The organism is Pseudomonas putida, assembly GCF_028682635.1.
Lineage (GTDB): Bacteria > Pseudomonadota > Gammaproteobacteria > Pseudomonadales > Pseudomonadaceae > Aquipseudomonas > Aquipseudomonas putida_AE.
Window position 1 is genome coordinate 178,669 of the sequence record NZ_JANHLK010000004.1, and the last position, 26,523, is coordinate 205,191.

Annotated in this window: 21 protein-coding genes; 7 read left to right on the forward strand and 14 right to left on the reverse strand. The window is 60.9% G+C overall.

Annotated elements, in window-relative coordinates; genetic code table 11:
* Window position 1: 1 nt before the first annotated feature.
* The 7 genes from NPS56_RS06910 to mreB form a co-directional block, all read right to left on the reverse strand.
* Window positions 2-850 carry a carbon-nitrogen hydrolase family protein gene (locus NPS56_RS06910; protein WP_274074137.1) on the reverse strand — a complete coding sequence of 283 codons (849 nt, stop codon included), beginning with the start codon at window positions 848-850 and terminating at the stop codon, window positions 2-4.
* Window positions 851-924: 74 nt separating this feature from the next.
* Window positions 925-4,728, reverse strand: coding sequence for a YhdP family protein (locus NPS56_RS06915; RefSeq protein WP_274074019.1), 3,804 nt, complete (start codon window positions 4,726-4,728; stop codon window positions 925-927).
* Window positions 4,729-4,803: 75 nt separating this feature from the next.
* Window positions 4,804-6,261 (reverse strand): ribonuclease G, encoded by a 1,458-nt coding sequence (gene rng / locus NPS56_RS06920; RefSeq protein WP_020796631.1) that lies wholly within the window; start codon window positions 6,259-6,261, stop codon window positions 4,804-4,806.
* 48 nt (window positions 6,262-6,309) lie between these two features.
* Complete coding sequence (locus NPS56_RS06925) at window positions 6,310-6,906, reverse strand: Maf family protein (protein ID WP_274074020.1); 597 nt, start codon at window positions 6,904-6,906, stop codon at window positions 6,310-6,312.
* A gap of 33 nt (window positions 6,907-6,939) precedes the next feature.
* Window positions 6,940-7,431: a rod shape-determining protein MreD gene (mreD, locus tag NPS56_RS06930; RefSeq protein WP_274074021.1), complete on the reverse strand. Its 492-nt coding sequence runs from the start codon at window positions 7,429-7,431 to the stop codon at window positions 6,940-6,942.
* Window positions 7,431-8,528 (reverse strand): rod shape-determining protein MreC, encoded by a 1,098-nt coding sequence (mreC, locus tag NPS56_RS06935; protein ID WP_274074138.1) that lies wholly within the window; start codon window positions 8,526-8,528, stop codon window positions 7,431-7,433. The genes mreD and mreC overlap by 1 nt, the downstream gene beginning before the upstream one ends.
* 141 nt (window positions 8,529-8,669) lie before the next feature.
* Entirely contained in the window at window positions 8,670-9,707 is a 1,038-nt protein-coding gene (mreB, locus tag NPS56_RS06940; RefSeq protein WP_002555108.1) for a rod shape-determining protein MreB, read from the reverse strand.
* A 211-nt stretch (window positions 9,708-9,918) separates the two neighbouring features.
* Between mreB and gatC the strand changes: the two genes are divergently transcribed.
* From gatC to NPS56_RS06975, 7 genes are all read left to right on the forward strand, one after another.
* On the forward strand, window positions 9,919-10,206 hold the full coding sequence (gene gatC, locus NPS56_RS06945) for an Asp-tRNA(Asn)/Glu-tRNA(Gln) amidotransferase subunit GatC (RefSeq protein ID WP_003221657.1): 288 nt from the start codon (window positions 9,919-9,921) through the stop codon (window positions 10,204-10,206).
* Window positions 10,207-10,222: 16 nt separating this feature from the next.
* Complete coding sequence (gene gatA / locus NPS56_RS06950) at window positions 10,223-11,674, forward strand: Asp-tRNA(Asn)/Glu-tRNA(Gln) amidotransferase subunit GatA (protein WP_274074022.1); 1,452 nt, start codon at window positions 10,223-10,225, stop codon at window positions 11,672-11,674.
* A gap of 10 nt (window positions 11,675-11,684) precedes the next feature.
* A complete protein-coding gene (gatB, locus tag NPS56_RS06955; protein ID WP_274074023.1) occupies window positions 11,685-13,130 on the forward strand; it encodes an Asp-tRNA(Asn)/Glu-tRNA(Gln) amidotransferase subunit GatB in 1,446 nt (481 codons plus the stop codon).
* Between the two features lie 149 nt (window positions 13,131-13,279).
* Window positions 13,280-13,651, forward strand: coding sequence for a septal ring lytic transglycosylase RlpA family protein (locus tag NPS56_RS06960; protein ID WP_274074024.1), 372 nt, complete (start codon window positions 13,280-13,282; stop codon window positions 13,649-13,651).
* A 50-nt stretch (window positions 13,652-13,701) separates the two neighbouring features.
* Window positions 13,702-14,763, forward strand: coding sequence for a calcium/sodium antiporter (locus NPS56_RS06965; protein ID WP_274074025.1), 1,062 nt, complete (start codon window positions 13,702-13,704; stop codon window positions 14,761-14,763).
* A complete protein-coding gene (locus NPS56_RS06970; protein WP_274074026.1) occupies window positions 14,760-15,131 on the forward strand; it encodes a carboxymuconolactone decarboxylase family protein in 372 nt (123 codons plus the stop codon). The genes NPS56_RS06965 and NPS56_RS06970 overlap by 4 nt, the downstream gene beginning before the upstream one ends.
* A 243-nt stretch (window positions 15,132-15,374) precedes the next feature.
* A complete protein-coding gene (locus NPS56_RS06975; RefSeq protein WP_274074027.1) occupies window positions 15,375-16,859 on the forward strand; it encodes a PhoPQ-activated pathogenicity-related family protein in 1,485 nt (494 codons plus the stop codon).
* Here the strand turns inward: NPS56_RS06975 and NPS56_RS06980 are convergent.
* The 7 genes from NPS56_RS06980 to NPS56_RS07010 form a co-directional block, all read right to left on the reverse strand.
* Window positions 16,856-17,797 (reverse strand): AEC family transporter, encoded by a 942-nt coding sequence (locus NPS56_RS06980; RefSeq protein WP_274074028.1) that lies wholly within the window; start codon window positions 17,795-17,797, stop codon window positions 16,856-16,858. The two genes, NPS56_RS06975 and NPS56_RS06980, sit on opposite strands and share 4 nt — an antisense overlap.
* 185 nt (window positions 17,798-17,982) lie before the next feature.
* On the reverse strand, window positions 17,983-19,536 hold the full coding sequence (gene garD / locus NPS56_RS06985) for a galactarate dehydratase (RefSeq protein WP_274074029.1): 1,554 nt from the start codon (window positions 19,534-19,536) through the stop codon (window positions 17,983-17,985).
* Window positions 19,537-19,547: 11 nt separating this feature from the next.
* On the reverse strand, window positions 19,548-20,918 hold the full coding sequence (locus NPS56_RS06990) for an MFS transporter (protein ID WP_274074030.1): 1,371 nt from the start codon (window positions 20,916-20,918) through the stop codon (window positions 19,548-19,550).
* A 149-nt stretch (window positions 20,919-21,067) separates the two neighbouring features.
* On the reverse strand, window positions 21,068-22,513 hold the full coding sequence (locus tag NPS56_RS06995; protein ID WP_274074031.1) for an aldehyde dehydrogenase family protein: 1,446 nt from the start codon (window positions 22,511-22,513) through the stop codon (window positions 21,068-21,070).
* Window positions 22,514-22,574: 61 nt separating this feature from the next.
* Window positions 22,575-23,486, reverse strand: a complete 912-nt coding sequence (gene kdgD, locus NPS56_RS07000) for a 5-dehydro-4-deoxyglucarate dehydratase (RefSeq protein ID WP_020796617.1) — start codon at window positions 23,484-23,486, stop codon at window positions 22,575-22,577.
* A 381-nt stretch (window positions 23,487-23,867) separates the two neighbouring features.
* Window positions 23,868-24,617 carry a FadR/GntR family transcriptional regulator gene (locus tag NPS56_RS07005; protein ID WP_274074032.1) on the reverse strand — a complete coding sequence of 250 codons (750 nt, stop codon included), beginning with the start codon at window positions 24,615-24,617 and terminating at the stop codon, window positions 23,868-23,870.
* 72 nt (window positions 24,618-24,689) lie between these two features.
* Complete coding sequence (locus tag NPS56_RS07010; RefSeq protein WP_274074033.1) at window positions 24,690-26,417, reverse strand: ABC transporter ATP-binding protein/permease; 1,728 nt, start codon at window positions 26,415-26,417, stop codon at window positions 24,690-24,692.
* Window positions 26,418-26,523 lie beyond the last annotated feature (106 nt).

Below are 26,523 nucleotides of genomic sequence, written 5' to 3' on the forward strand. Positions count from 1 at the left end.
TTCATCGTTCTGAGGCAGGTCGCTGGGCGCCCTGCGAGAAAAAGCGCCGGTGACTGGACACCGGCATCCGCGCCCGGATGGACGCCTGTTCGCTGCTATCGCGTTCGGCCAGCAGCACGGCCTCGCCTTGATCCTGTTGTGCCAGTACCCGCCCCCAGGGGTCGACAATGGCCGCGTGCCCCCAGGTTTCCCTCGACCCCGGATGCGTTCCACCCTGGGCGGCCGCGAGCACATAACACTGGGTTTCGATGGCTCGCGCACGAATCAGCACCTCCCAATGCGCCGCGCCGGTCACCGCGGTAAACGCCGATGGCACGGTAATCAACTCCGCCCCGGCAGCGCGTAATTCGCTATACAGCTCCGGGAAGCGCAGGTCATAACAGACCGTCAGGCCGACTCGCCCCACCGGTGTGTCCGCAACCACCACGCCACTGCCATAAGCATAGTCATCGGATTCGCGATAACGGCCGCGATTGTCCGCCACGTCCACGTCAAACAGGTGCAGCTTGTCGTAGCGCGCCACCGTCTCGCCGTGATCATTTACCAACAACGAGCAGGCATGCACCTTGGCCGTCGGTTGATCCACCGGCGGCAGCGGCAAGGTACCGGCCACTATCCATAACTTGAGGTCGCGGGCCGTCTGTTTCAACCACGGCAGGATCGGGCCTTCGCCCAGCGCCTCGGCGCGACCGATGTCGGCGACGTCGCGCCGGCCCATGGCGGCGAAGTTTTCCGGCAACACGGCCAGTTTCGCACCACCGGCGGCCGCCTGTTCCAGCAATTGGCGCGCCCGGGCCAGATTGGCCGGCACTTCGCTTTGGCTGACCATTTGAATTACCGCTACGGACATGGCCTTTTCCTGTTCGGATATCAACGCAGGGGGGGGTACGGCCATGCTACTCCATAGGCCAGGGCAGTGGTTTCTCAAAAAGCCTTGTCGAAGGTGATTTTCGGTTCTTTCCACGGCCCCTTGACCGTGTATTTCACGCTGGCAAAACGCGACACACGGTCACCGATCAACTTGTCGATCAGGAACAGCGCCCCGCCGATGGCCGGCGCGCCGACGATCAGTGCGGCAATGGGCAGGTTGTTGGTCACCGGCAAGGTCACCATCAGTTTTGCATCGATCTGATCGGCCACCATGTTCAGGGTACCGTTGAGCTCGATGGTGCTCGACGGGCCCGTCAGGCGGATAGGTTCGCGGGTCACGTACACACCGTTGGTCGCCACCAGCAGGCCCTTGACCCGGTCATAGCTCAGGCCTTTGCCGAACAGGTCGGAAAAGTCCAGGCGCAAGCGGCGGCCAATCGAGTTGAAGTTGAGCAGGCCAAACACCCGCAACGCCTGGGCACTGCCTTCGACCTCGACAAACTGGCCTTCATTGAGCGATGCATCGAGGGTGCCGGAGAAGCGCTTGGTGGCCAGCCATGCCGGCGAGCCGGGCCAGCGGCCGTCGACATCCATGTGGAATTCCTGGCTGGTGACGCTCGGCGCAAAGCCCCAGCCCTTGAGCACATCCGCAAGATTCTTGCCGCTGATCCGCCCCTTGTACCAGCTGGTGCTGGCGCCCGGCGCACCTTCCCAGCCGCCGCTGCCTTGCAGGAGGATGCCCTTGAGGCCCATGTCCAGCGAGTTGAGCGCTATACCCTTGGCCGTCGGACGCACTTTCAGCGACCAGGCACCGACCAGGTCGTTACCCTGGTACAGCTGGTTGATGGTGATATCCAGCGCCGGGATCTTTTTCGGGTCCACCGAGGCCAGGGGGTCCGGCGAGTTTTCATCGGCCAGCACCGTCGGGTCAGGTGCCGGCAGCCGCACGGTCTGCAGGTTGATCACCATCGGCGCGGCCTTGGCATCGGGGAGGCTGGCGTTGCCCTTGACCTGCTGGCTGTCGAGCTGCAAGGCCCAGGCGGAAGGTTTGCGTGTCAGCTGCACCGCTGCCTGGTCCAACGTTGTGCCGAAAGCGCGGAGCTTGCCGACCTTGACGTCCAATCCACTGAGCAACTGCTTGGCATTACCGCCTGGGTCTTGCCCGGCATACTTGTTCATCAGGTCCTGCCATGGGCCGATATCCAGCTCCGACAACGTGCCACGAATGCGCAGGCCCTTTGTGTCGGGCAACACGGCATTGCCATTGCCGAGGAACAACTCGCCACGGCCGTTGGCAAAGTTGCTGGCCGGTGCAGCAAACGTGAAGTTCGCCAGTTCACCGTAGTTTACCCAGTAGCGCCGCTCCTCGCCTTGCAGGGTCATGCGGAACGAGGTGTCGCGCCCGGCATCCGGCGCCAGGCCAAAGGGCGCCGGCAGATCGACGGCCACACCCCTGAGATTGGAATTGACCAGCAACTGGCTATCGGCGCCATTGAGGGTCAGTTGCAATTGATAGGGGATCACGCCGCTCACCGGCAACGGCTGGGTGACACTCAGCCAGTCCGTGAGTTTCTTCACTTCGACCTGCCCGGAAGCGGTGACCCGGGTGTTGAGCTTGCCCTCGCGACCCTCGGCGAAAATTTGCGCAGTCACCGGCTTGTCGAAGGCGCGCGCGCTGATGTTCTGCCCACTCAAGCCTTTGCTGCTGTCAAACCGGAAGTCACCCTTGAGCTGAGTCAGCTCAAGGGGCGGCTCGGGCAGTTTCAGGCGGGCCTTGGCCGTCTTGAAGTCGACCAGGATCTTCGGCGGCTCGCCCTTGGCCAGCGGAATATCCAGCTTGAGCTTGCCTTGCAGGTCGCCTTCGCCTTCCCAGCCAGCGAACGTTTCGGCCGTGCCAATCGGCGCTTCCTTGAGAATTTTCAGGCCATCGCCCAAGCCGCCAGCGAACGCGCCATCGAGAAATAGATGACTGTTCTGCCCGTCAGGCACGTGGGGAATATTGACGTAGATGTCGCGGACCTTGGTGTCGAGCAACTGCCCCTGGCTGGCCAGAACCCGCACGCCGCTGTCTTCTACGAACACATCACCGGTGACCTTGCTGACATGCGGCCAGCCAGGCTGAAACGCCAGTTCGGCATCGTGGACCTTGAAAAACAGGCTGATGCTGCGGGCCGTCTCCGCCGCGCCATGGTTCAACGAGCCCTGGTACTGGAAGAAACCCTCGTCCACCGCACCTTTGAGAATCGCCGTACGCAGCCATTCGTCCAGCGCCGGGCTGAGAACGGTCGGCAGGTATTTCGCGGTGTAGCGACCGTCGCCCTCCACCATGCCGACCCGCAGGTCCATGTAGTCTTCCTTCGTGTCATCGAAGAACAGGCGGATCAGGAAATCGCCGGCAATCTTGCCCTCTTCGCCCAACACCTTCAGGTACGGCGCGATCAGGGTGAAACTTTCCTTGTCGAGCTTCCAGGTCAAGGTGGCGTTGGCCTGGATGTATTGCCATGGCTTGGCGAAAATCGGGTCCAGGTGCAGCATGAAATCCTTGCTGTCCATGCGCAACTCGCCATGGCCAAGGTCCCCGCTGATGCTGCCCGAGACATTACGCGCCGCCGGCGCGCCGTGATACGCGTCAAAGCCGACCCGATCAAGGTTGGCCGCGAAGCTGAACCGGCTGTCGTCGGTGGCATTGGGTTTCACGTCGATCAGCACGTTGCGCAGTCCACCGGTGACCTTGAGCCGTTCGACCACCCTGGCAACACCTTCCGGCAAGGGCGCCAGGGCATTGAGCAGCGGTGTGAGCGGCGTCAGGTCGAGACGGTCGGCTTGCAGGTGCCAGAGATTCTGGGTGCTGTCCGCGGCCGTGGTCTGCTTCAATTGCAGGCGCGACTCCCAACGCGTTTCTGCAAGGTTCATGGCCAGGGAATCTACCGTGACCAGCATGCCCTCGGCGCTGCGCTGGAAATAACCGTTAAGCGCCAGGTTGTTGATCTGGATCGGCTTGCGCTCGGCATAGGCACCCTTGAGTTGCGGGGCATTCAAACGGATGGCGGCACTTTGCAGGGCGCCCTTGCCCCAGGTAACCCACAGCTCGCCACCGGCCTTGATCTCGGAGAAATTCCAATTCTGGGTCAGGGTTTCGGGCAACCATTTCGACCAGTCGCTTTGCGGCAGGCTCGCATAGGCTTCCACCTCGCCGTCCTTCCACTCGCTGGCGCGAATGCGGCTACGCAAACTCATGGCCAATGGCTGGCCATCGGGCAGGGTCAAGCGGGCATCGAGGCGCTGGCGGTAGGCGCCGGTTTTGAGACTCAAGCCGACGTACGTCAGGGTCAGCGGCGATTCCCCCCACGGCTGCAAAGTGACCTGGCTGTCGAGCACCGACAGCTGCTGGATCATCTGCATGCGATTGAGCAACTGCTCCGGGTCGAGGGGCTGATCGTCCTTTACCGGCAAACCTTCCAGCGCCCACTTGCCATCATCGCCTTGCTTGAGGCTGATCTTCAGGCCATTGAGTTCCAGGTTGGCGATGCGCACGTCACGTGCCAGCAGACTGGCCCACAGGTCCGGGATCGCCCGCACCTGCTCCAGGTGCAAGGCGTTGGCACCCTCGCCGACCGTCACGTCGTGAGCGGACAAAACAGGCGCGAAGCCGCTCCAACTGCCTTTCAACTCACCGATTTGCAGGGGCATGCCCAAGGCTTCGCTGGCCTTGGTTTCGACTTCGGCACGGTACTCGGCTACCAACGGCGCCAGTTCCCGGCCAAGGCTGACGTACAACGCCATCAACACCAAAACCAACGCGCACAGGCCCAGACCCCAGCGGGTCAGTGCGGCCAATATGCGTGTCAGACGCTCCATGTCAGTTGGCTCCCATGGCAAAAGTCTTGCAGAAAGCTGAGGCCAGCCGTTCAGGAAAATTCAAGACGCAGCAGTTCAGAGCAGCACGACGTCGTATTGTTCCTGGGAATACATGGTTTCGACCTGGAACCTGATGGTGCGCCCGATGAACACTTCAAGTTCGGCGACGTTGCCCGACTCTTCATCGAGCAGGCGGTCGACGACTCTCTGGTTCGCTAATACACGATAGCCTTCCGCTTGATAGGCGCGAGCCTCACGGAGGATTTCGCGGAAGATTTCATAGCAAATGGTTTCCGGCGTTTTCAGCTTGCCGCGCCCCTGGCAACTCGTGCACGGCTCGCACAGGACCTGCTCGAGGCTTTCGCGGGTGCGCTTGCGGGTCATCTGCACCAGGCCCAACTCGGTGATGCCGATGATGTTGGTCTTGGCGTGGTCACGCTCCAGTTGCTTCTCCAGCGTGCGCAGCACCTGGCGCTGGTGCTCTTCGTCTTCCATGTCGATGAAGTCGATGATGATGATGCCACCCAGGTTACGCAGCCTCAGCTGGCGTGCAATGGCGGTCGCCGCTTCGAGGTTGGTCTTGAAGATGGTTTCTTCAAGGTTGCGATGCCCGACGAACGCCCCGGTGTTGACGTCGATGGTGCTCATGGCTTCCGCCGGGTCGACCACCAGGTATCCGCCGGACTTCAGCGGGACTTTGCGCTCAAGGGCCTTCTGGATTTCGTCTTCGACGCCGTACAGGTCGAAAATCGGTCGCTCGCCCGGATAATGTTCCAGGCGATCGGCGATCTCCGGCATCAGTTCGGCGACGAACTGCGTGGTTTTCTGGAAGGTTTCCCGGGAATCGATGCGAATTTTCTCGATCTTCGGGCTCACCAGGTCCCGCAGCGTGCGTAGCGCCAGGCCAAGGTCTTCGTAAATAACGCTGGGGGCACTGATGGTCTTGATCTGCTCGCTGATCTGGTCCCACAACCGGCGCAGGTAGCGGATGTCCATGAGGATCTCATCGGCACCGGCGCCCTCGGCCGCCGTGCGCAGGATGAAACCGCCGGCTTCCTTGATGCCTTCCTTCGCCACGCAATCGGTCACCACTTGCTTGAGGCGATCGCGTTCGGCTTCGTCTTCGATCTTCAGCGAAATACCGACGTGCGCGGTGCGCGGCATGTACACCAGGTAACGCGAAGGGATCGACAGCTGCGTCGTCAGGCGCGCGCCTTTGGAGCCGATCGGGTCCTTGGTGACTTGCACCACCAGGCTCTGGCCTTCGTGCACCAGCGCACTGATGCTCTCGACCGCCGGCCCTTCACGCAGGGAGATTTCCGACGCATGAATGAACGCGGCGCGGTCCAGGCCGATATCGACAAACGCCGCCTGCATGCCCGGCAATACCCGCACCACCTTGCCCTTGTAGATGTTGCCGACGATCCCGCGCTTTTGCGTGCGCTCGACATGAACTTCTTGCAGGACACCGTTTTCGACCACCGCCACGCGCGATTCCATCGGCGTGATGTTGATCAGGATCTCTTCACTCATGGCAGGGTCTCGTTCAGGCATGTTCACGATAATGGCCGGATACAACGCTTAGCGCGCGTTATGGGGTTGCCAACAGGGTATGCCGAAATGGCCGAGCAGTTCCGCGGTTTCGCACAACGGCAGTCCAACCACCGCCGAGTAACTTCCAGTGAGCCCGGCGACAAACACCGCGCCCAGTCCTTGAATACCGTATCCACCGGCCTTGTCCCGGGGTTCGCCACTGGCCCAGTAGGCGGTCGCTTCATCAGGGCTGATAGCCCGAAAGCGGACCTGGCTGATGACCACCCGAGACTCACAGCGCTCGCCGTCGAGCAGCGCAATCGCGGTCAGGACCTGATGCTCGCGCCCGGACAACATCTTCAGCATGGCGCACGCGTCGGCTTCATCAACTGGTTTGCCAAGAATTTTTCCGTCGAGCACCACGGCGGTGTCGGCACCGAGCACGCAGCACGAGGCTGCAGGCGAGATCGCGCCGCGTCCGGCCTCGGCCTTGCCGCGCGCCAGGCGCTCGACATAGGCCGACGGGCTTTCATGGGTCAAAGGGGTTTCATCGATGTCCGCACTGACGGCGGTGAATGGCACGCCGATCTGCGTGAGCAACTCACGCCGACGCGGTGAGCCAGAGGCGAGGTACAGCTGTTTCATCAAGACCTCTCCCTGTCTGAATGCCGAGGCGAATTAATTGATTTTGTAGCGTCGACGCAATCCGCGCAAACCGAAGCTGATCCAGGGCCAGAGCAACGCGCTGACCAGTGCCGGCAATACCAGCGCCAGGGTCGGTTGACGGTTGCCGGTCAGGGCGCTGAGCCAGAGCTGTACCAGCTGGGCCAGGCCGAAGATCACCAGGATCACCAGGCTCTGTTGCCACATCGGGAACATGCGCAGGCGTTGTTGCAGCGCCAGCACCAGGTAGGTGATGAGCGTCAGGATCAACGCATTCTGGCCCAGCAGCGTGCCGTACAGCACATCCTCCGCCAGGCCCAGGCACCACGCGGTGACCATCCCGACTTTCTGCGGCAGCGCCAGCGCCCAGAACGCCAGCAGCAAGGCCAGCCACAGGGGGCGCAGGATCTCCATGAATTGCGGCAGCGGCGATACGCTGAGCAACATGCCGATGGCGAATGTCAGCCAGACGATCCAGCCGTTTCGGGAAGCTGTAACACCAACCATTATTCTCGTCCCCTGGTGGTAGCCGGCGCGGAGACAGGCGGTTTGGCCGCAGGCTTGGCGGCGGCGGGTTGCGCCGCCGGTGGCTTGGCGGGTGCAGTCGCGGCAGGCTTGGCCGGGGTGGTGGCAGCAGTCGGGGCGGCTGGAGCAGCGGGAGCGGCAACAGCCGCCGGAACAATCGCCGGCCTCGGCACAGTCGCCGGAATGATCGGCCCACCACCCTGCGCATCCAGGCTTTCCTGGGCCTGGGCAGCGTCGTTGGCGCGCTCTTCGGCGGTGCGGGTGTCGCTGAACACCAGCAGCAGGTAACGGCTGCGGTTCAAGGCGGCAGTCGGTACGGCGCGAACGATGGCGAACGGCTGGCCGGAATCGTGGATCACTTCCTTGACCGTCGCCACCGGGTAACCGGCCGGAAAACGCTGGCCGAGGCCGGAGCTGACCAGCAGGTCGCCTTCCTTGATATCGGCGGTATCGGCCACATGACGCAGTTCCAGGCGCTCCGGGTTGCCAGTGCCGCTGGCAATGGCGCGCAGGCCGTTGCGGTTGACCTGCACCGGAATACTGTGGGTGGAATCGGTCAGCAGCAGGACCCGGGACGTGTAGGGCATCAACTCGACCACCTGGCCCATCAGGCCACGGGCATCGAGTACCGGCTGACCAAGCACCACGCCGTCGCGCTCACCCTTGTTGATGATGATGCGATGGGTGAACGGGTTGGGGTCCATGCCGATCAGTTCGGCCACTTCGACCTTTTCGTTGACCAGTGCCGAAGAGTTGAGCAACTCGCGCAGCCGAACGTTCTGCTCGGTGAGGGAGGCAAGTTTTTGCATGCGCCCCTGCAACAGCAGGTTTTCGCTCTTGAGTTTTTCGTTTTCGGCGACGAGCTCGGTGCGGCTGCCAAACTGGCTGGCCACACCCTGCCATAGCCGCTGCGGCAGGTCGGTGATCCAGTAAGACTGCATCAGCACCAGCGACATCTGGCTACGCACTGGCTTGAACAGTGTGAAGCGGGCATCGACCACCATCAGCGCGACCGACAGCACGACCAGCACCAACAAGCGCACGCCCAGTGAGGGACCCTTGGTGAAAAGCGGTTTAATAAGCCGCTCCTCCCAGGCAAATGTTCTCTTTATTCATACGGCATCAAACCGGCCTGGATGCAGACGACAGAAGATAAACGCGAACAGGCAGCACTGCAAAGTGCCGCCTGCGCGCTCAACAGCATAGAGGCGATCCGGCATTTATTCGCTGGAGAGCAGGTCCATGGTGTGTTTATCCATCATTTCCAATGCACGGCCACCGCCGCGAGCAACGCAGGTCAACGGGTCTTCGGCGACGATCACCGGCAGGCCGGTTTCCTGGGCCAGCAACTTGTCGAGGTCACGCAGCAAGGCGCCACCACCGGTCAGCACCAGGCCACGCTCGGCGATGTCGGAAGCCAGTTCCGGCGGCGATTGCTCCAGGGCGCTTTTCACGGCCTGGACGATGGTCGCCAGCGACTCTTGCAGCGCTTCGAGCACTTCGTTGGAGTTCAGGGTGAATGCCCGTGGAACGCCTTCGGCCAGGTTGCGGCCACGAACGTCGACTTCGCGAACTTCGCCGCCCGGGTAGGCGGTACCGATTTCCTGCTTGATGCGCTCGGCCGTCGATTCACCGATCAGGCTGCCGTAGTTGCGGCGCACGTAGGTGATGATCGCTTCGTCGAAGCGGTCGCCGCCAACGCGTACGGATTCGGCATAGACCACACCGTTCAGGGAGATCAGCGCGATTTCGGTGGTACCACCACCGATATCCACGACCATCGAACCGCGGGCTTCTTCAACCGGCAGGCCGGCACCGATCGCGGCAGCCATCGGCTCTTCGATCAGGAATACTTCACGGGCACCGGCACCGAGTGCCGATTCACGGATGGCACGACGCTCAACCTGGGTGGATTTGCACGGAACGCAGATCAACACACGAGGGCTAGGCTGCAGGAAGCTGTTTTCATGAACCTTGTTGATAAAGTACTGCAGCATCTTTTCGCAGACGCTGAAGTCGGCGATCACGCCGTCTTTCATCGGACGAATGGCAGCAATGTTGCCCGGCGTACGGCCCAACATGCGCTTCGCTTCGGTGCCGACAGCAACGACACTTTTCTGGTTACCGTGCGTCCGAATGGCCACAACCGATGGCTCATTCAGGACGATACCGCGCTCACGCACGTAAATAAGGGTGTTGGCAGTGCCCAGGTCAATGGAAAGATCGCTGGAAAACATGCCACGCAGTTTCTTGAACATGGGAAAGGGACCCTAGGCAACGCGTGGGTAAAAAAGTGCGGCAAACTCTAACAACGACAGGGATTTTGGGCAAGGCGCCAATATGTTAAATTGACCGCTTTTATGTGCACCAAACCCCACAATCGCGGCCATATGACCGTAGAAGTGCGGTAGTGTTCCGACAATCTAACACACGGACGCCGTCCGTTTTGTTTTCCACTGGAGAATCCCAATGGCGCTTGAACGCTCCGACGTGGAAAAAATCGCTCATCTGGCCTGTCTGGGCCTCAATGATGCCGATCTTCCACACATCACTTCGGCCCTCAACAGCATTCTCGGGCTGGTCGACGAAATGCAGGCAGTCGATACCGACGGTATCGAACCGCTGGCCCACCCTCTGGAAGCCAGCCAGCGCCTGCGTGCGGACGTCGTGACCGAGACCAATCACCGCGAGGCCTACCAGTCCATCGCACCAGCGGTCGAAAACGGCCTGTACCTGGTTCCGAAAGTCATCGACTAAAGGGAAAGAGCCTGCAATGCATCAATTGACTCTGGCCGAGATCGCCCGCGGACTCGCCGATAAAAAGTTTTCCTCCGAAGAGCTGACCAAAGTCCTGCTGGCGCGCATCGCCCAGCTCGACCCGCAGCTCAACAGTTTCATCAGCCTCACCGAAGACCTGGCGCTCACGCAGGCGAAAGCCGCTGACGCACGCCGGGCCAACGGTGAGAGCGGCGCCCTGCTCGGCGCGCCGATCGCCCACAAGGACCTGTTCTGCACCCAGGGCATCCGCACCAGCTGTGGCTCGAAGATGCTCGACAACTTCAAGGCGCCGTACGACGCCACCGTTGTCGCCAAGCTGGCCGCTGCCGGGGCCGTGACCCTGGGCAAGACCAACATGGACGAATTCGCCATGGGTTCGGCCAACGAGTCGAGCTACTACGGCGCGGTGAAAAACCCGTGGAACCTGGAACACGTGCCCGGCGGTTCGTCCGGTGGCTCGGCCGCTGCGGTGGCCGCTCGTCTGTTGCCAGCCGCTACCGGTACCGACACCGGTGGCTCCATTCGTCAGCCCGCTGCGCTGACCAACCTGACGGGCCTGAAACCGACGTACGGTCGTGTTTCGCGCTGGGGCATGATCGCTTACGCCTCCAGCCTCGATCAGGGCGGTCCGTTGGCGCGCACGGCCGAAGACTGCGCAATATTGTTGCAAGGTATGGCCGGCTTCGATCCGAACGACTCCACCAGCATCGACGAGCCCGTGCCGGACTACAGCGCCAGCCTCAACGGTTCGCTGCAAGGCCTGCGCATCGGCGTGCCTAAAGAGTATTTCAGCGCCGGTCTCGACCCGCGCATCGCCGAGCTGATCCACAACAGCGTCAAGGAGCTGGAAAAGCTCGGTGCCGTGGTCAAGGAAATCAGCCTGCCGAACATGCAGCACGCGATCCCTGCGTACTACGTGATCGCCCCGGCGGAAGCCTCGTCCAACCTGTCGCGTTTCGACGGCGTGCGTTTCGGCTACCGCTGCGAAAACCCGGTCAACCTGATCGACCTGTACAAGCGCTCCCGTGGCGAAGGCTTCGGCCCGGAAGTGCAGCGCCGGATCATGGTCGGTGCCTACGCGCTGTCCGCCGGTTACTACGACGCCTACTACCTGAAGGCGCAGAAGATCCGTCGCCTGATCAAGAACGACTTCATGGCCGCCTTCAACGAGGTCGACATCATCCTCGGCCCAACCACGCCGAACCCGGCCTGGAAGCTCGGCGCCAAGAACAGTGATCCGGTCGCTGCCTACCTGGAAGACGTCTACACCATCACCGCCAACCTCGCCGGCCTGCCAGGCCTGTCGATGCCGGCCGGTTTTGTCGACGGCCTGCCGGTCGGCGTGCAACTGCTCGCTCCGTATTTCCAGGAAGGTCGCCTGTTGAACGTTGCCCACCAGTATCAGTTGAACACTGACTGGCACACCCGCACCCCAACCGGCTTCTGAGGAGACACACATGCAATGGGAAGTCGTGATCGGGCTGGAGATTCACACCCAGCTCACCACCCGGTCGAAAATCTTTTCCGGTAGTTCCACCACATTTGGTTCCGAGCCGAACACCCAGGCCAGCCTGATCGACCTGGGCATGCCCGGCGTGTTGCCGGTGTTGAACCAGGAAGCGGTGCGCATGGCGGTGATGTTCGGTCTGGCGATTGACGCCGAGATCGGCCAGCACAACGTGTTCGCCCGTAAAAACTACTTCTACCCTGACCTGCCCAAGGGCTACCAGATCAGCCAGATGGAACTGCCGATCGTCGGCAAGGGCCACCTGGACATCGCCCTTGAGGACGGCACGGTCAAACGCGTCGGCATCACCCGCGCGCACCTGGAAGAAGACGCCGGCAAGAGCCTGCACGAAGAATTCAGCGGCGCCAGCGGCATCGACCTGAACCGTGCCGGCACTCCGCTGCTGGAAATCGTTTCCGAGCCGGACATGCGCAGCGCCAAGGAAGCCGTGGCCTACGTCAAGGCGATCCACGCGCTGGTGCGCTACCTGGGCATCTGCGACGGCAACATGGCCGAAGGCTCGCTGCGTTGCGACTGCAACGTGTCGATCCGTCCGAAAGGCCAGGTCGAGTTCGGTACGCGCTGCGAGATCAAGAACGTCAACTCGTTCCGTTTCATCGAGAAGGCGATCAACAGCGAGATCCAACGCCAGATCGAGCTGATCGAAGACGGCGGCAAGGTGATCCAGCAGACTCGCCTGTACGACCCGAACAAGGACGAGACCCGTCCGATGCGCAGCAAAGAGGAAGCCAACGACTACCGTTACTTCCCCGATCCAGACCTGCTGCCAGTCGTGATCGAAAACACCTTCCTCGATGACGTGCGCGCCACCCTGCCGGAATTGCCACCGCAGAAACGCGAGCGTTTCCAGGAGCAGTTCGGCCTGTCGGTGTACGACGCCAGCGTCCTGGCCACCAGCCGCGAACAAGCCGACTACTTCGAGAAAGTCGCGAGCATTGGCGGCGACGCCAAGCTGGCGGCCAACTGGGTGATGGTCGAGTTGGGCAGCCTGCTCAACAAGCAAGGCCTGGACATCGATCAGTCGCCGGTTTCCGCCGAGCAACTGGGCGGCATGTTGCAGCGCATCAAGGACAACACCATCTCCGGCAAGATCGCCAAGGTGGTGTTCGAAGCCATGGCCAACGGCGAAGGCAGCGCGGACGAGATCATCGACAAGCGCGGCTTGAAGCAAGTGACCGACACCGGCGCCATTTCGGCAGTTCTGGACGAAATGCTCGCGGCCAACGCCGAGCAGGTCGAGCAATACCGCGCGGCAGACGAAGCCAAGCGCGGCAAGATGTTCGGTTTCTTCGTCGGCCAGGCCATGAAAGCCTCCAAAGGCAAGGCCAACCCGCAACAGGTGAACGAATTGCTTAAAAGCAAGCTCGAAGGCTGATCGGAATGGAGCCAGCCCAACACACTGGCTCCATTCCCCTGTGGGAGCGGGCTTGCTCGCGAATGCGGTTCGGCACTCAATACAAAGTTGACTGTCAGAATGCATTCGCGAGCAAGCCCGCTCCCACATTTGTTTCGGGAAACCTTCGAATGAAACGTCTGCTTGGCGCATGCGCCCTCCTGTCTCTACTCGCCGGTTGCGCCAGCAACGATGTTGTCGACCCCCACGGCTACGACAAAACCGGCGTTGCCTCTTACTACGGCGCCAAACACCAAGGCAAACGCACCGCCAGTGGCGAGCGCTTCAACAAGAATTCCCTGACCGCCGCCCATCGCCAGCTACCCTTCGGTACACGGGTGAAGGTCACCAACCTGAACAACGACAGATCCTGCGTGGTGCGCATCAACGACCGAGGCCCGCATACCCGTGGCCGCCTGATCGACCTGTCCCACGAAGCCGCCGAGCGCCTGGGCATGCTCAAGAGCGGCACCGCGCGGGTTCGCGTGCAAGCCCTCGACTGACCGACGGAGCCCCGACCATTTTCGGACTAGCCGATTTACCCCTGATCAGCGTGATCGAATTGCTCAGCGGGCTGGTGCTGCTGATTGCCGGCGCCGAACTGATGGTGCGCGCGGCCGTGCGCCTGGCGGCACGCCTGCATGTACGCCCGCTGATCATCGGCCTGACCATCGTCGCCCTTGGCAGCAGCGCACCGCAGATGGCGGTCAGCCTGCAAGCCACCCTGGCACATAACGCCGATATTGCCGTCGGCAGCGTGATCGGCAGCAGCATCTTCAACATCCTCGTGACCCTCGGGCTCTCCGCCCTGATCATACCGTTGCGGGTTTCCCGGCAACTGGTGCGCCTGGACATCCCGCTGATGATCGGCGCCAGCCTGCTGGTGTTCTTCCTGGCGTGGAATGAAGAGCTGACCCGTACCGACGGCGTCATGCTGCTGGTGGCACTGTTGTTGTACCTGGCCTTGTTGCTGCGCCAGTCGCGACATTCGGTGCGCCCGGTGTCGACTCATGGCCATACAGGGGAAGCGCCATGGTTCACCAGCCTGCTGATGATCGTCGCCGGCCTTGCGATGCTGGTGTACGCCGGGCATCTGCTGCTGGGGGCGGCAGTCGCGGTCGCCACCGACCTGGGGTTGTCGGAGCGGATCATCGGCCTGACCATCGTCGCCGTCGGCACCTCACTCCCGGAGCTGGCCACTTCCCTGATCGCCGCCTTGCGCGGTGAACGGGAAATTGCCGTGGGCAACGTGATCGGCAGCAATCTGTTCAACCTCCTGGGCGTGCTTGGCTTGACGGCGCTGATCGCGCCGTCGCCCTTGTCGGTATCGCCTAATGCGCTGGAATTCGACCTGCCGGTGATGCTCGGCGTCGCGGCGTTGTGCCTGCCGGTATTCTATTCCGGTTACCGGGTGACCCGCGCCGAAGGCCTGCTGTTTCTGGGCCTGTACCTGGCCTACGGCCTGCACGTGGTGTCGTTCACCACCGGCATGCCGCTGGCCGGCAAGCTTGAACACCTGATGCTGTTTTTTGTCCTGCCGGCACTGTTGGCGTTCCTGTTGTTCACGTCACTGCGCGCCTGGCGTCGCCAACACCAGAAGAGGGAATTGCCATGACCGAGAATAAAAAATCCGGCGTCGAAGTACGTCGCCAAGTGATGGGCGACAGCTTCGTCGACCGCGCCCTGGGCAACGCCACCGAGTTCACCCAGCCGCTGCAGGACTTCGTCAACGAACATGCCTGGGGCGGGGTGTGGAATCGCGAAGGCCTGCCGTTGAAAACCCGCAGCCTGATCACCCTGGCCGCGTTGACCGCGCTGAAGTGCCCGCAGGAATTGAAAGGTCATGTGCGCGGCGCGCTGAACAACGGCTGCACCGTGGAGGAGATTCGCGAGGCACTGCTGCATTGTGCGGTGTATGCCGGCGTGCCGGCGGCCATCGATGCGTTTCGCGCGGCGCAGGAAGTGATCGAGCAATATCAGTAACCCCCCTACCTGTTAAAACTTCGTTCGAGGGGACGGTGATTGATTTCGCCGTCCCGTCGAATGCATTCGACCGCCAGAACTCCAAGCCTACTTATATAAGTCACTTTCCATTACATATATCCAGAAAAACAACACCTACAAAATAACTTCCAATATCGATGACACGAAGACAATATTTTCCCGCGGCAAAAAAATTTCGCGATAACAATCATAAAATAAATTGAAACAAGCGAGACTAGTCCAATGCGATCCACACTTCGTGTCATTTTACCAAACATGTTATTAACTCTTGGATTGGCAAGCTTCACGGCACAAGCCGAAACGCTGGTCGACAAATGCTCTTCCCCCAACGACTTCAGCGAAATACTGAACTGCTATAAAAATCAGGAAGCCTCCAAACCATTACTCTACGTAGCAAAAGGCACCCAGGTCTTTCCTGGCGTAGAGAAGCGCAGCTTTGACCTGTCATCTCAACAGTGGTCGCCTGAAGGACTGGTCAGCCCGGAACAATGGAAACATAGTGTCGACATTTATATCCCACACAATGCCCTTCATGGACAGGCACTACTGGTGGCGAACAACGGAACCAACATACCCGCCGGCAACAAGGCTAAATCTGAACCTACAGATTTCACTCAAGCCATGGCCCTGGAAGTTGCACGCCAAACCAATACAATCGTCATCTCGCTCAGCAACATCCCCAATCAATATCTCACTTACGCCGATGACGGAGTTCCCCGCACAGAAGACTCAAGCGTCGCCCATAGTTGGAAATTATTTCTCGAAAGTCCTGAAACGCGCCCCTACATGTCTGCTCATGTTCCGATGATGGCGTCTCTGGTCAAGGCGATGGACCTTGCCCAGAAAGAACTGAAGCCATGGAACGTTGAACGATTTATTGCCAGTGGAGTGTCGAAACGCGCCTGGGCAGCCTGGCTGGCCGCTATTGCCGATGAGCGCGTCAACGCCGTCGTGCCATTTGTCATTGATGGACTCGGCACAGCCAAAGTGTTCGAACACACCTTTCAAACCTATGGCAAAAACTGGCCCCTGGCCTTCTATGACTATTACAGCGAAGGGGTGCTCCGTCTGCGCCACACCGAAAACTTCGAGAAACTGCTGAAAATCGTCGACCCCCTGGCTTATCTGGACAGTGCCTATGCCGAACGATTGGCCATTGCGAAATACATCGTCAACGCCAGCAGTGACGACTTTTTCACCCCTGACAATTCGGATATCTATTTCGATCGACTGCCTGGGCCGAAGAGCCTGCGGGTTGCCCCCAATTCCAGCCACAACGGCATCCGGCAATTCGTTGAAAGCTCACTGATTCCTGTGGTCAACCGGTGGCAGCAAGATCGCCCGTTACCCTCCGTGACGACAAGCGCAACAACCCATGGAACGGGCAAAGCCGTTTCGCTGCACTTTACCGAGGCGCCGGTTCAGGTCACTCAATGGACGGCCGTGAACCCGATGGCGCGAGACTTCCGGGATGCTTGCGGAATTCGTTATCAGCCACGGCATGTCACCCCTTCCACCCCATTGCATGCACAGGTACAGATAGAAACACCCGAACAGGGCTGGACAGCAACATTTGTCGAGGCGACCTTCGCCAATGGTTTTGTCGTCACCACACCGGTACAGGTCCTGCCTGATCGCTACCCGACCGCAGCACCTCCAGAGACCGGGCCACTGTGCAAAACCCTGCCCGAGATGGCCAGCCGCTAGATCCACCCACCCCACTGCAACAAAAAGATCCCGATGTTGGTGGTCACCGCCGCCATCAGCGTGGTGATCACGATGATCGCCGCCGCCAGTTCATGATTGCCATTGGCAGCCCGGGCCATGACAAAACTGGCGGCGGCGGTCGGGCTGCCGAAGTACAGGAACAGAATGCCCAGCTCTGCACCACGAAAACCCCAGAGCCACGCGCCGAGCGTCGCCAGGATCGGCAGACCGAGCATTTTCACCAGGCTTGAACTGAGCGCCATCGAGCCGCTTTTGCGCATGGCCGCCAGCGACAGCGTGCCGCCAATGCAGATCAACGCCAGCGGCAAGGTGGTTTGTGCCAGGTACTGGCCGGACGTCTCCAGCCAGCCCGGCAGGCTGATCTTGAAATAGGCAAAGGGCGCCGCCGTAATCACGCTGATGATCAGCGGATTGACCATCACGCTTTTGCAGATGCTCCACGGATCGGACTTGATCACCGGGCTGTAGACCGCCAGCACGATGGTCGACAGCGTGTTGTAGAACAGGATCACCAGCGCCGCCAGGATCGCCCCCAGGGAAATCCCGTAGTCGCCATACATGCTCGCGGCCAGTGCCAGGCCGATCACGCCGTTATTACCGCGAAACGCACCCTGGGTGTAGATCCCCCGGTCTTCGCGCGGGCACCTGAAGATCGCCCAGCCCCAGGCAATGGCGAAGCACACCAAGGTGGCGAGGGAGAAGTAGATCAGCAGTGCCGGTTGCAACGCGGCATGCAGATCGGCATGCAGGATGCCCAGGAACAGCAGCGCCGGCATGGTGACGTTGAACACCAGGGACGAGGCGGTATGGATGAAGTTGTCGTTGATCCAGTCGATGCGCTTGAGCAACACCCCGAGAAACAGCATGGCGAACACCGGTGCGGTGATGTTCAGGGTTTCGAGGAAAATTGCCAGCATGCCGGTGGGAACCTAGATGGTGTCGTTAGTTGGCTAATGATAAGCCACCAGGGACGTTGGCGTCTGGTAGATCGCTATCGCCAGCAGGCTGGCTCCCACAGGGGATCTTCTTTGTTGCACAAAATGTGCAATCACCGAAGATCACTGTGGGAGCCAGCCTGCTGGCGATGAACGATAACGCGGTTTCAGGTAATCGGCGCCGGGTTGAACAAGGTGATGTCGTTATGCAGCTTGTGCTTTTCAGCCCAGGTCTGCTGCTTGCCGCTGGCCACATCCAGGTAGTAGTGGAACAACTCCCAGCCAAGCTCCTCAATGGACGCGCGCCCGGTGGCAATGCGCCCGGCGTCGATGTCGATCAGGTCCGGCCAGCGCTGCGCCAGTTCGGTCCGGGTCGACACTTTCACCACCGGTGCCATGGCCAGTCCATAAGGCGTACCGCGCCCCGTGGTGAACACATGCAGGTTCATCCCCGCCGCCAGTTGCAACGTACCGCAGACAAAGTCACTGGCCGGGGTCGCGCAGAAGATCAGGCCTTTTTCCTTGAACCGCTCGCCAGGGCCGAGAACACCCGTGATAGCACTGCTGCCGGACTTGACGATCGAACCCAGGGACTTCTCGACGATGTTCGACAACCCGCCCTTCTTGTTACCCGGCGTGGTGTTGGCGCTGCGGTCCGCCTCACCCTTGGCCAGATAACGGTCGTACCAATCCATTTCCCGCACCAGTTCCTGCGCGACGTCCTCGGTTTTCGCGCGGGAGGTCAGCAGGTAGATCGCGTCGCGCACTTCGGTCACTTCGGAGAACATCACCGTCGCACCGGCACGCAGCAACAGGTCCGAGGCATAACCCAGGGCCGGGTTGGCAGTGATCCCGGAAAACGCATCACTGCCGCCACACTGCATGCCGAGGATCAGCTCCGACGCCGGCACGGTTTCCCGGCGGCGCTGGTCGAGTTTCTTCAGGCGGATTTCAGCCAGCTCCATGATCTGCTCGATCATCTCGGTAAAACCGTGGCTGGAATCCTGCAGGCGATACAGCCACGGCTCGCTTAGATCCACCGAGGCATCGCCCTCGTGCATCACCTGCCCAGCCTGCAATTTCTCGCAGCCCAGGCTGATCACCAGGGCTTCGCCGCCCAGGTTCGGGTTGCGCGCCAGGTTGCGCACGGTGCGGATCGGGATGTACGCGTCGGTGGCGGTGATTGCCACCCCACAGCCGTAGCTGTGGGTCAGCGCCACCACGTCATCGACGTGCGGGTACTTGGGCAGCAACTCGTCCTTGATGCGCTTGACCGCATGATCCAGCACACCCGTCACGCACTGCACCGTGGTGGTGATACCCAGGATGTTGCGCGTGCCGACCGTACCGTCGGCGTTGCGATAACCCTCGAACGTATAACCTTCCAGCGGTGCCTGCGCGGCCGGCACTTCGGTGGACAGCGGCAGGCTGTCCAGCGGCGGCGCAGTCGGCATGCGCAGTTGATCTTCCTTGACCCAACTGCCACGGGGAATCGGCTGCAGGGCGTAGCCGATGACCTGGCCGTAGCGAATCACCTGGCCACCCTCGGGAATGTCTTCAAGGGTGACCTTGTGGCTCTGTGGCACGAAGTCCACGGTGACCAGGCCATCCGGGAACTCGGTACCGGCCGGTACACCCTGGTCATTGACCACGATCACCACGTTGTCCCGCTCGTGCAGGCGGATGTAACGCGGCGAGTCGGAATGTTCAATCAACTGCATGACGCCGCTCCTCAGGAATGCGCTTGAGACAATTTACCGGATGCTTCAGGACCGTTTACCGGCGGCTCCTTGAGCACCACTCGCTTGATCGGACCGACGATGACCAGATAGCTGAACACCGCGACCAGTGCGTTGCAACCGACAAACACCAACGCCCACTTGAACGAACCGGTGGAGCTGATGATGTAACCGATGACGATTGGCGTGGTGATCGAGGCCAGGTTACCGAAGGTGTTGAACAGGCCACCGCTCAAACCGGCGATCTGCTTCGGTGAAGTATCGGACACCACGGCCCAACCCAATGCACCCACGCCTTTGCCGAAGAACGCCAGGGCCATGAAGCCCACGACCATCCATTCAACGTCCACGTAGTTGCAGGCGACGATGCTGCTGGACACCAGCAGGCCGGCGATGATCGGCGCCTTGCGGGCGAAGGTCAGGGAATGGCCCTTGCGCAGCAGATAGTCGGAAATCACCCCGCCGAGCACACCGCCGATGAAGCCGCAGATCGCCGGCAACGAGGCGATGAAACCAGCCTTGAGGATGGTCATGCCGCGCTCCTGCACCAGGTACACCGGGAACCAGGTCAGGAAGAAGTAGGTGATGCCGTTGATGCAGTATTGGCCCAGGTACACGCCGAGCATCATGCGGTTGGTCAGCAGTTGGCGGATGTAGTCCCACTTCGGGCCGTCAGTCTTCTTGCCTTTGCCCTTGTCCTGGTCCATGTCGACCATGCCGCCGTTGTCGGCGATGTGCTTGAACTCGGCATCATTGATCATCGGGTGCTGGCGTGGGCTGTAGATCACTTTCAGCCAGATGCCCGAAAAGATGATGCCGATCACGCCCATGACGATGAACACGTGCTGCCAGCCGAAGCTGTAGACGATCCAGCCCATCAGTGGCGCGAACAACACGGTGGCGAAGTATTGCGCCGAGTTGAAGATTGCCGAAGCGGTGCCGCGTTCAGCCGTCGGGAACCAGGCCGCGACGATGCGTGCGTTGCCGGGGAAGGATGGCGCTTCGGCCAGGCCCACCAGGAAGCGCAGCATGAACAGCGCAACCACCGCCGTGGACATGCCGAACTCGCCGACATACCCCTGCAACACGGTGAACAGCGACCAGGTGAAGATGCTCAAGGCATAGATTTTTTTCGAACCGAAACGGTCCAGCAGCCAGCCACCGGGAATTTGCCCGGCCACGTAGGCCCAACCGAATGCGGAGAAGATGTAGCCGAGGGTGACTGCGTCGATGCCGAGGTCTTTCTGCAGGCTGGAGCCGGCGATGGCGATTGTGGCGCGGTCGGCGTAGTTGATCGTGGTCACCAGAAACAGCATGAGCAGGATCAGATAGCGGACGTGAGTCGGCTTCTTGGTCGATTGCATGTAGATGTACTCCCACTGATTATTTTTATGCGGGGTGAATCTTTGGTTCACCCTGTAGGAGCTGACGAGTGAAACGAGGCTGCGATCTTTTGATCTTTAAAAGCAAAGATCGCAGCCTGCGGTAGCTCCTACAGGGGTATTGCGGTGTATCAGGAGCCGACGTAGGACGTTTTTACGACCGTGTAGAACTCTTGCGCATAGCGACCTTGCTCACGTGATCCATAGGATGAACCTTTACGCCCACCGAACGGAACGTGGTAATCCACGCCGGCGGTCGGCAGGTTGACCATCACCATCCCGGCCTGGGAGTGGCGCTTGAAGTGGTTGGCGTATTTCAACGAAGTCGTGGCGATGCCCGCGGACAAGCCGAATTCGGTGTCGTTGGCCATGGCCAGTGCGGCTTCGTAATCGGCCACGCGAACGATGTTGGCCACCGGGCCGAAGATCTCTTCGCGGCTGATGCGCATCGACGCTTCACTGTCGGCAAACAGCGTTGGCGCGAGGAAGTAGCCCTCGGTGTCGCAGGTCACCAGACCACCGCCGCTGACCAGGCGCGCACCTTCGGACTGGCCGATGTCGATGTACTTCATGTCCTGTTCGAGCTGGGCTTGCGAGACCACCGGACCGATGTCGGTGCCGGCTTTCAACGCGTGGCCGACCTTGATCGACTTCATGCGCTCGGCCATGGCTTCGACGAACTGGTCGTGGATCCCGGCGGTGACGATAAAGCGGCTCGATGCCGTGCAACGCTGGCCGGTGGAGTAGAACGCGCTCTGCACCGACAGCTCGACCGCTTGCTTGAGGTCGGCGTCGTCGAGAATGATCTGCGGGTTCTTGCCGCCCATTTCCAGCTGTACTTTGGCCTGGCGCGACACGCAGCTGACGGCGATCTGCCGACCGACGCCCACGGAACCGGTGAAGCTGATGCCATCGACTTTAGGGCTGTGCACCAGTGCATCGCCAACCACACGACCGCTGCCCATCACCAGGTTGAACACACCGGCCGGGAAGCCCGCACGGGAGATGATTTCAGCCAGGGCCCAGGCACAACCCGGCACCAGGTCGGCAGGCTTGAGTACCACGCAGTTACCATAGGCCAGGGCCGGGGCGATTTTCCACGCCGGGATGGCAATCGGGAAGTTCCACGGGGTGATCAGACCGACCACGCCCAGGGCTTCGCGGGTGACTTCCACGTTGACGCCAGGACGCACTGACGGCAGGTAGTCGCCGGACAGGCGCAGGCATTCACCGGCGAAGAACTTGAAGATGTTGCCGGCGCGGGTCACTTCGCCGATGGCTTCGGGCAGGGTCTTGCCCTCTTCCCGGGCCAGCAGGGTGCCGAGCTCTTCGCGACGGGCGAGGATTTCAGTGCCGACTTTATCCAGCGAGTCGTGACGCGCCTGGATACCGGACGTGGACCATGCCGGGAACGCGGCACGGGCAGCGTCGATGGCGGCGTTGACCTGGGCCAGGTCAGCCTTGGCGTAATCGCCGATGGCATCGGTCAGTTCGGACGGGTTGATGTTGGCCGAGTAATCGCCACCGGCAACCCATTCGCCATTGATGTAGTTATCGAAACGCTTTGCATCTGCCACTTTAAGATCTCCTCACGCAAAAGGCCGCTGATCGCTCAGCGGCCTTACTAAATCGGATGTATTACTGCGCACCCTGCTTGTCGATCAGCGCGGCGAGCATTTCGTACTCTTCGCCGGTCAGGTCGGTCAGCGGCGCACGCACAGGACCTGCGTCGTAGCCGGCAATTTTTGCCCCGGCCTTGACAATGCTCACTGCGTAACCGGCCTTGCGGTTACGGATGTCCAGGTACGGCAGGAAGAAGTCATCGATGATCTTGCCGACGGTGGCGTGATCTTCGCGAGCGATCGCGTGGTAGAAATCCATCGCGGTTTTCGGGATGAAGTTGAACACCGCCGAGGAGTAGACCGGCACGCCCAGCGCCTTGTAGGCCGCGGCATAGACTTCGGCGGTCGGCAGGCCACCCAGGTAGCTGAAGCGATCACCGAGGCGGCGACGGATCGACACCATCAACTCGATATCACCCAGGCCATCCTTGTAGCCGATCAGGTTCGGGCAGCGCTCGGCCAGACGTTCCAGCAGGGGCGCGTTCAGGCGGCAGACGTTACGGTTGTAGACCACCACGCCGATGTTGACCGACTTGCACACGGCTTCAACGTGGGCGGCAACGCCGTCCTGGCTGGCTTCGGTCAGGTAGTGCGGCAGCAGCAACAGGCCTTTGGCGCCAAGACGCTCGGCTTCCTGTGCGTACTCGATAGCCTGGCGGGTCGAACCGCCGACGCCGGCGAGGATTGGCACGCTGGTGGCGCAGGTGTCGACGGCAGTCTTGATGATTTCCGAATATTCGCTGGCCGCCAGGGAGAAGAACTCACCGGTGCCGCCTGCGGCGAACAGAGCCGAGGCGCCGTATGGGGCCAGCCATTCCAGACGCTTGATGTAGCCAGCGCGGTTGAAATCGCCCTGGGCATTGAAATCGGTGACCGGGAAAGACAGCAGACCGGAAGAGAGGATGGACTTCAGTTCTTGTGGATTCATTATTCGAACACCCTGGGTAGCGACGTTTGTGTGTGAGAAAACCGTTCAGCCTGCGCCGAAGTTGTAGGTCATCGTACAACTTAAAAAATAACCGTCAACTGCATTTCATCGCCAGGGGTGAAAATTGTTCGACAAGAAGAGCGCAAGCTCAGTTTTTCAAAGGCTTGCAGCGATAGGGAAAGCGGAGAGGAATGTGGCGTCTAGCGGGTTTGTAGGAGATACGTTGTCGGAAGATTAGCCCAAACAACCGAGAGATCTATGGGATGGCCGCTGGCCCTATCGCCAGCAGGCTAGCTCCCACATTGGAACGCGTACTCCTGTGGGAGCCAGCCTGCTGGCGATAGCGATAACCCAGACGATGGATGACACGAGGTAGATCGCTTACCCGCGCTGCGCCTCAGCCTCTTCATGGGCATGACGCAACCGCTCGCGGCTGTTGGTCAGGTGCAGGCGCATGGCGGCGCGCGCCGCGTCGGAGTCCTGGCGGGCGATGGCGTCGTAGATCTCTTCGTGCTCGCGGCTCAGGCGATTCATGTAGTGCTGCTGATCGTCATGGGCCAGGCGCGCGGAGTTCAGGCGGGTACGCGGAATGATGCTGGTACCCAAGTGGGTCATGATGTCGGTGAAGTAGCGGTTGCCGGTTGCCAGGGCAATCTGCAGGTGGAACTGGAAGTCCGAGGCCACGGCATCGCTGGCGTGGGAAACACTTTCGTTCAGCGCATCCAGTGCCGCGCGCATCAGCGCCAACTGCTCGGGGCTGCGGCGTTGCGCGGCGAGGCCGGCGGATTCCACTTCAAGGCTGATGCGCAGTTCCAGAATCGCCAGCACGTCACGCAGGGTGACCACAGTCGCCGGGTCGATGCGAAAACCGCTCGGGCTCGGGGTGTCGAGCACGAAGGTGCCTATGCCGTGACGGGTTTCCACCTGCCCCGCCGCCTGCAAACGGGAAATCGCTTCACGCACCACGGTGCGGCTGACGCCATGGGCATCCATGATCGCCGACTCGGTGGGCAACTTGTCGCCACGCTTGAGGTGACCGTCGCGGATCTGCTCGGACAGCACCGTCACCAGTTCCTGAGCGAGGCTGCGGCGCTTGCGAGGGAGGCGTGGTGCGGCGTTCGGGTTTTCCATGGTGAACATCTGTCTCGAAAAATTCGGCTGCTGAAACCGCATCATAGCGCAACGCGGTTGTACGATCACCCATCAGGCGGTCACGGTCTGGTCCACCAAATGCCCGTTCTCGATACGAACGTGCCGTGGGTGGAAACGCTTGAGGCTGCTGCGATGGCCGACGCTGACGATACTCAGGCCCGGCAACTCATCGATCAGTGCCTGGTACAGCGACGCCTCGTCTTCTTCATCCATCGCCGAAGTCGCTTCGTCCATGTACAGCCATTGCGGTGCATAAAGCAGTGCACGGGCGAAGGCCAGGCGTTGCTGCTCGCCCGGCGACAGCATGCGCTGCCAGTGATTGGCTTCGTCGAGTCGCGCCACCAGATGCGGCAAACGGCAGGTTTCCAGAACGTGCACGTAGCGCTCGTTGGGGTAGGTATCGCCGGCCTGTGGATAACTCAGCGCTTCGCGCAGCGTGCCAATCGGCAAGTAAGGCTTTTGCGGCAGGAACAGATAGCGCGCCGACGGCAAGCGAATACTGCCGTGCCCCGATGGCCACAGGTGCCCCATCGCCCGCAGCAAGGTCGACTTGCCGCTGCCGGAACGACCGCTGAGCATGACGCGCTCACCCTCCTCCACGGTCATGTCGGCACTGGTCAACAGGTGGCGACCGTCGGCCAGGTCGAGGCCGAGGTTGTGCACCTTCAAGGCCGAGCCCGCGTTCTGCACGTCAATGGCTGGCGCTCGTTGCTCGTTGTCGGTCATGGCCTGACGGAAGCTGAGCAGACGATCGCAGGTGGCGCGCCATGAGGCGAGGCTCTGGTACGCGGTGATGAACCAACTGAAGCTGTCCTGGACATTGCCGAACGCCGAGCTGATCTGCATCAGCTCACCCAGTTCGATCTTGCCGGAGAGATAACGTGGCGCGGCCACCATGAACGGGAAGATGATGGCGGCCTGCTCGTAGCCCGAAGTGAAGAAGGTCAGGCGCTTGGACACCTTCATGATGTCCCAGAAGTTGTGCCAGACCATCGAGAAACGCTGGGTCAGGCGGCGGTTCTCATTGGGCTCGCCGTTGTACAGCGCGATGCTTTCGGCATTTTCGCGAATCCGCACCATGGAGAAACGCAGGTCGGCTTCGAAGCGTTGTTGCCGGTTGTTCAGGCCGATCAGGCGGCGACCGATCAAATGCGTCAGCCAGCTACCCACCACGGCGTAGACCAGTACGCACCAGAACATGTAGCCGGGAATGGTCACCCCGAATACCTCGATGCTCCCTGACACACCCCAGAGGATGATCGAGAACGACACCAGGCTGACGACATTGCGCAACAGTCCGACGCCCAGGCTCAAGGTGTCGGAGGTGAAATTGTTGAGGTCTTCGGAAATGCGCTGGTCCGGGTTATCGGTGTAGCCGCCCTGCTCCAGCTGGTAGTAATTCTTGTTGCCCAGCCAGCGGGCGAAATGCTTTTCGGTGAGCCAGGCCCGCCAGCGAATCGTCAGCATCTGCGTCAGGTAGAGCCGGTACACCGCACCGACGATCGCCACCGCCGCAATCGCGCAGAAATACAGGATCAGTCGCCAGAACGCTTCCTCGTCCTTTTGCTGCAGGGCGTTGTAGAAATCCTTGTACCAGGTGTTGAACCACACCGAGATGCCCACGCTCATCAGCGACAACGCAATCACGGCGATCAGCAATGTCCAGGCCTTGACCTTTTCTTCGCTCTGCCAGTAAGGCGTGATCATCGCCCAGACTTTTCGAAAAAACTGCCCGCGCACAGCATCATTGACCGCGGAATATTCAGCGTTCTGATTCATGGATAAGGCTCGATAAGAAAAAATACATGCACGAACCGATCATAGATGATCGGTTCGGTTTGTCGCGAGGAGCGGCCCGCATTCGTTCAGCGTTGGTTCAGCGTTG

What these genes read in the sequence shown, in the direction of transcription:
- NPS56_RS06910 (WP_274074137.1), bottom strand. Translation starts at nt 850, where the DNA reads ATGTCCGTAGCGGTAATTCAAATGGTCAGCCAAAGCGAAGTGCCGGCC.
- NPS56_RS06915 (WP_274074019.1), bottom strand. Translation starts at nt 4,728, where the DNA reads ATGGAGCGTCTGACACGCATATTGGCCGCACTGACCCGCTGGGGTCTG.
- rng (WP_020796631.1), bottom strand. Translation starts at nt 6,261, where the DNA reads ATGAGTGAAGAGATCCTGATCAACATCACGCCGATGGAATCGCGCGTG.
- NPS56_RS06925 (WP_274074020.1), bottom strand. Translation starts at nt 6,906, where the DNA reads ATGAAACAGCTGTACCTCGCCTCTGGCTCACCGCGTCGGCGTGAGTTG.
- mreD (WP_274074021.1), bottom strand. Translation starts at nt 7,431, where the DNA reads ATGGTTGGTGTTACAGCTTCCCGAAACGGCTGGATCGTCTGGCTGACA.
- mreB (WP_002555108.1), bottom strand. Translation starts at nt 9,707, where the DNA reads ATGTTCAAGAAACTGCGTGGCATGTTTTCCAGCGATCTTTCCATTGAC.
- gatC (WP_003221657.1), top strand. Translation starts at nt 9,919, where the DNA reads ATGGCGCTTGAACGCTCCGACGTGGAAAAAATCGCTCATCTGGCCTGT.
- gatA (WP_274074022.1), top strand. Translation starts at nt 10,223, where the DNA reads ATGCATCAATTGACTCTGGCCGAGATCGCCCGCGGACTCGCCGATAAA.
- gatB (WP_274074023.1), top strand. Translation starts at nt 11,685, where the DNA reads ATGCAATGGGAAGTCGTGATCGGGCTGGAGATTCACACCCAGCTCACC.
- NPS56_RS06960 (WP_274074024.1), top strand. Translation starts at nt 13,280, where the DNA reads ATGAAACGTCTGCTTGGCGCATGCGCCCTCCTGTCTCTACTCGCCGGT.
- NPS56_RS06970 (WP_274074026.1), top strand. Translation starts at nt 14,760, where the DNA reads ATGACCGAGAATAAAAAATCCGGCGTCGAAGTACGTCGCCAAGTGATG.
- NPS56_RS06975 (WP_274074027.1), top strand. Translation starts at nt 15,375, where the DNA reads ATGCGATCCACACTTCGTGTCATTTTACCAAACATGTTATTAACTCTT.
- NPS56_RS06980 (WP_274074028.1), bottom strand. Translation starts at nt 17,797, where the DNA reads ATGCTGGCAATTTTCCTCGAAACCCTGAACATCACCGCACCGGTGTTC.
- garD (WP_274074029.1), bottom strand. Translation starts at nt 19,536, where the DNA reads ATGCAGTTGATTGAACATTCCGACTCGCCGCGTTACATCCGCCTGCAC.
- NPS56_RS06990 (WP_274074030.1), bottom strand. Translation starts at nt 20,918, where the DNA reads ATGCAATCGACCAAGAAGCCGACTCACGTCCGCTATCTGATCCTGCTC.
- kdgD (WP_020796617.1), bottom strand. Translation starts at nt 23,486, where the DNA reads ATGAATCCACAAGAACTGAAGTCCATCCTCTCTTCCGGTCTGCTGTCT.
- NPS56_RS07005 (WP_274074032.1), bottom strand. Translation starts at nt 24,617, where the DNA reads ATGGAAAACCCGAACGCCGCACCACGCCTCCCTCGCAAGCGCCGCAGC.
- NPS56_RS07010 (WP_274074033.1), bottom strand. Translation starts at nt 26,417, where the DNA reads ATGAATCAGAACGCTGAATATTCCGCGGTCAATGATGCTGTGCGCGGG.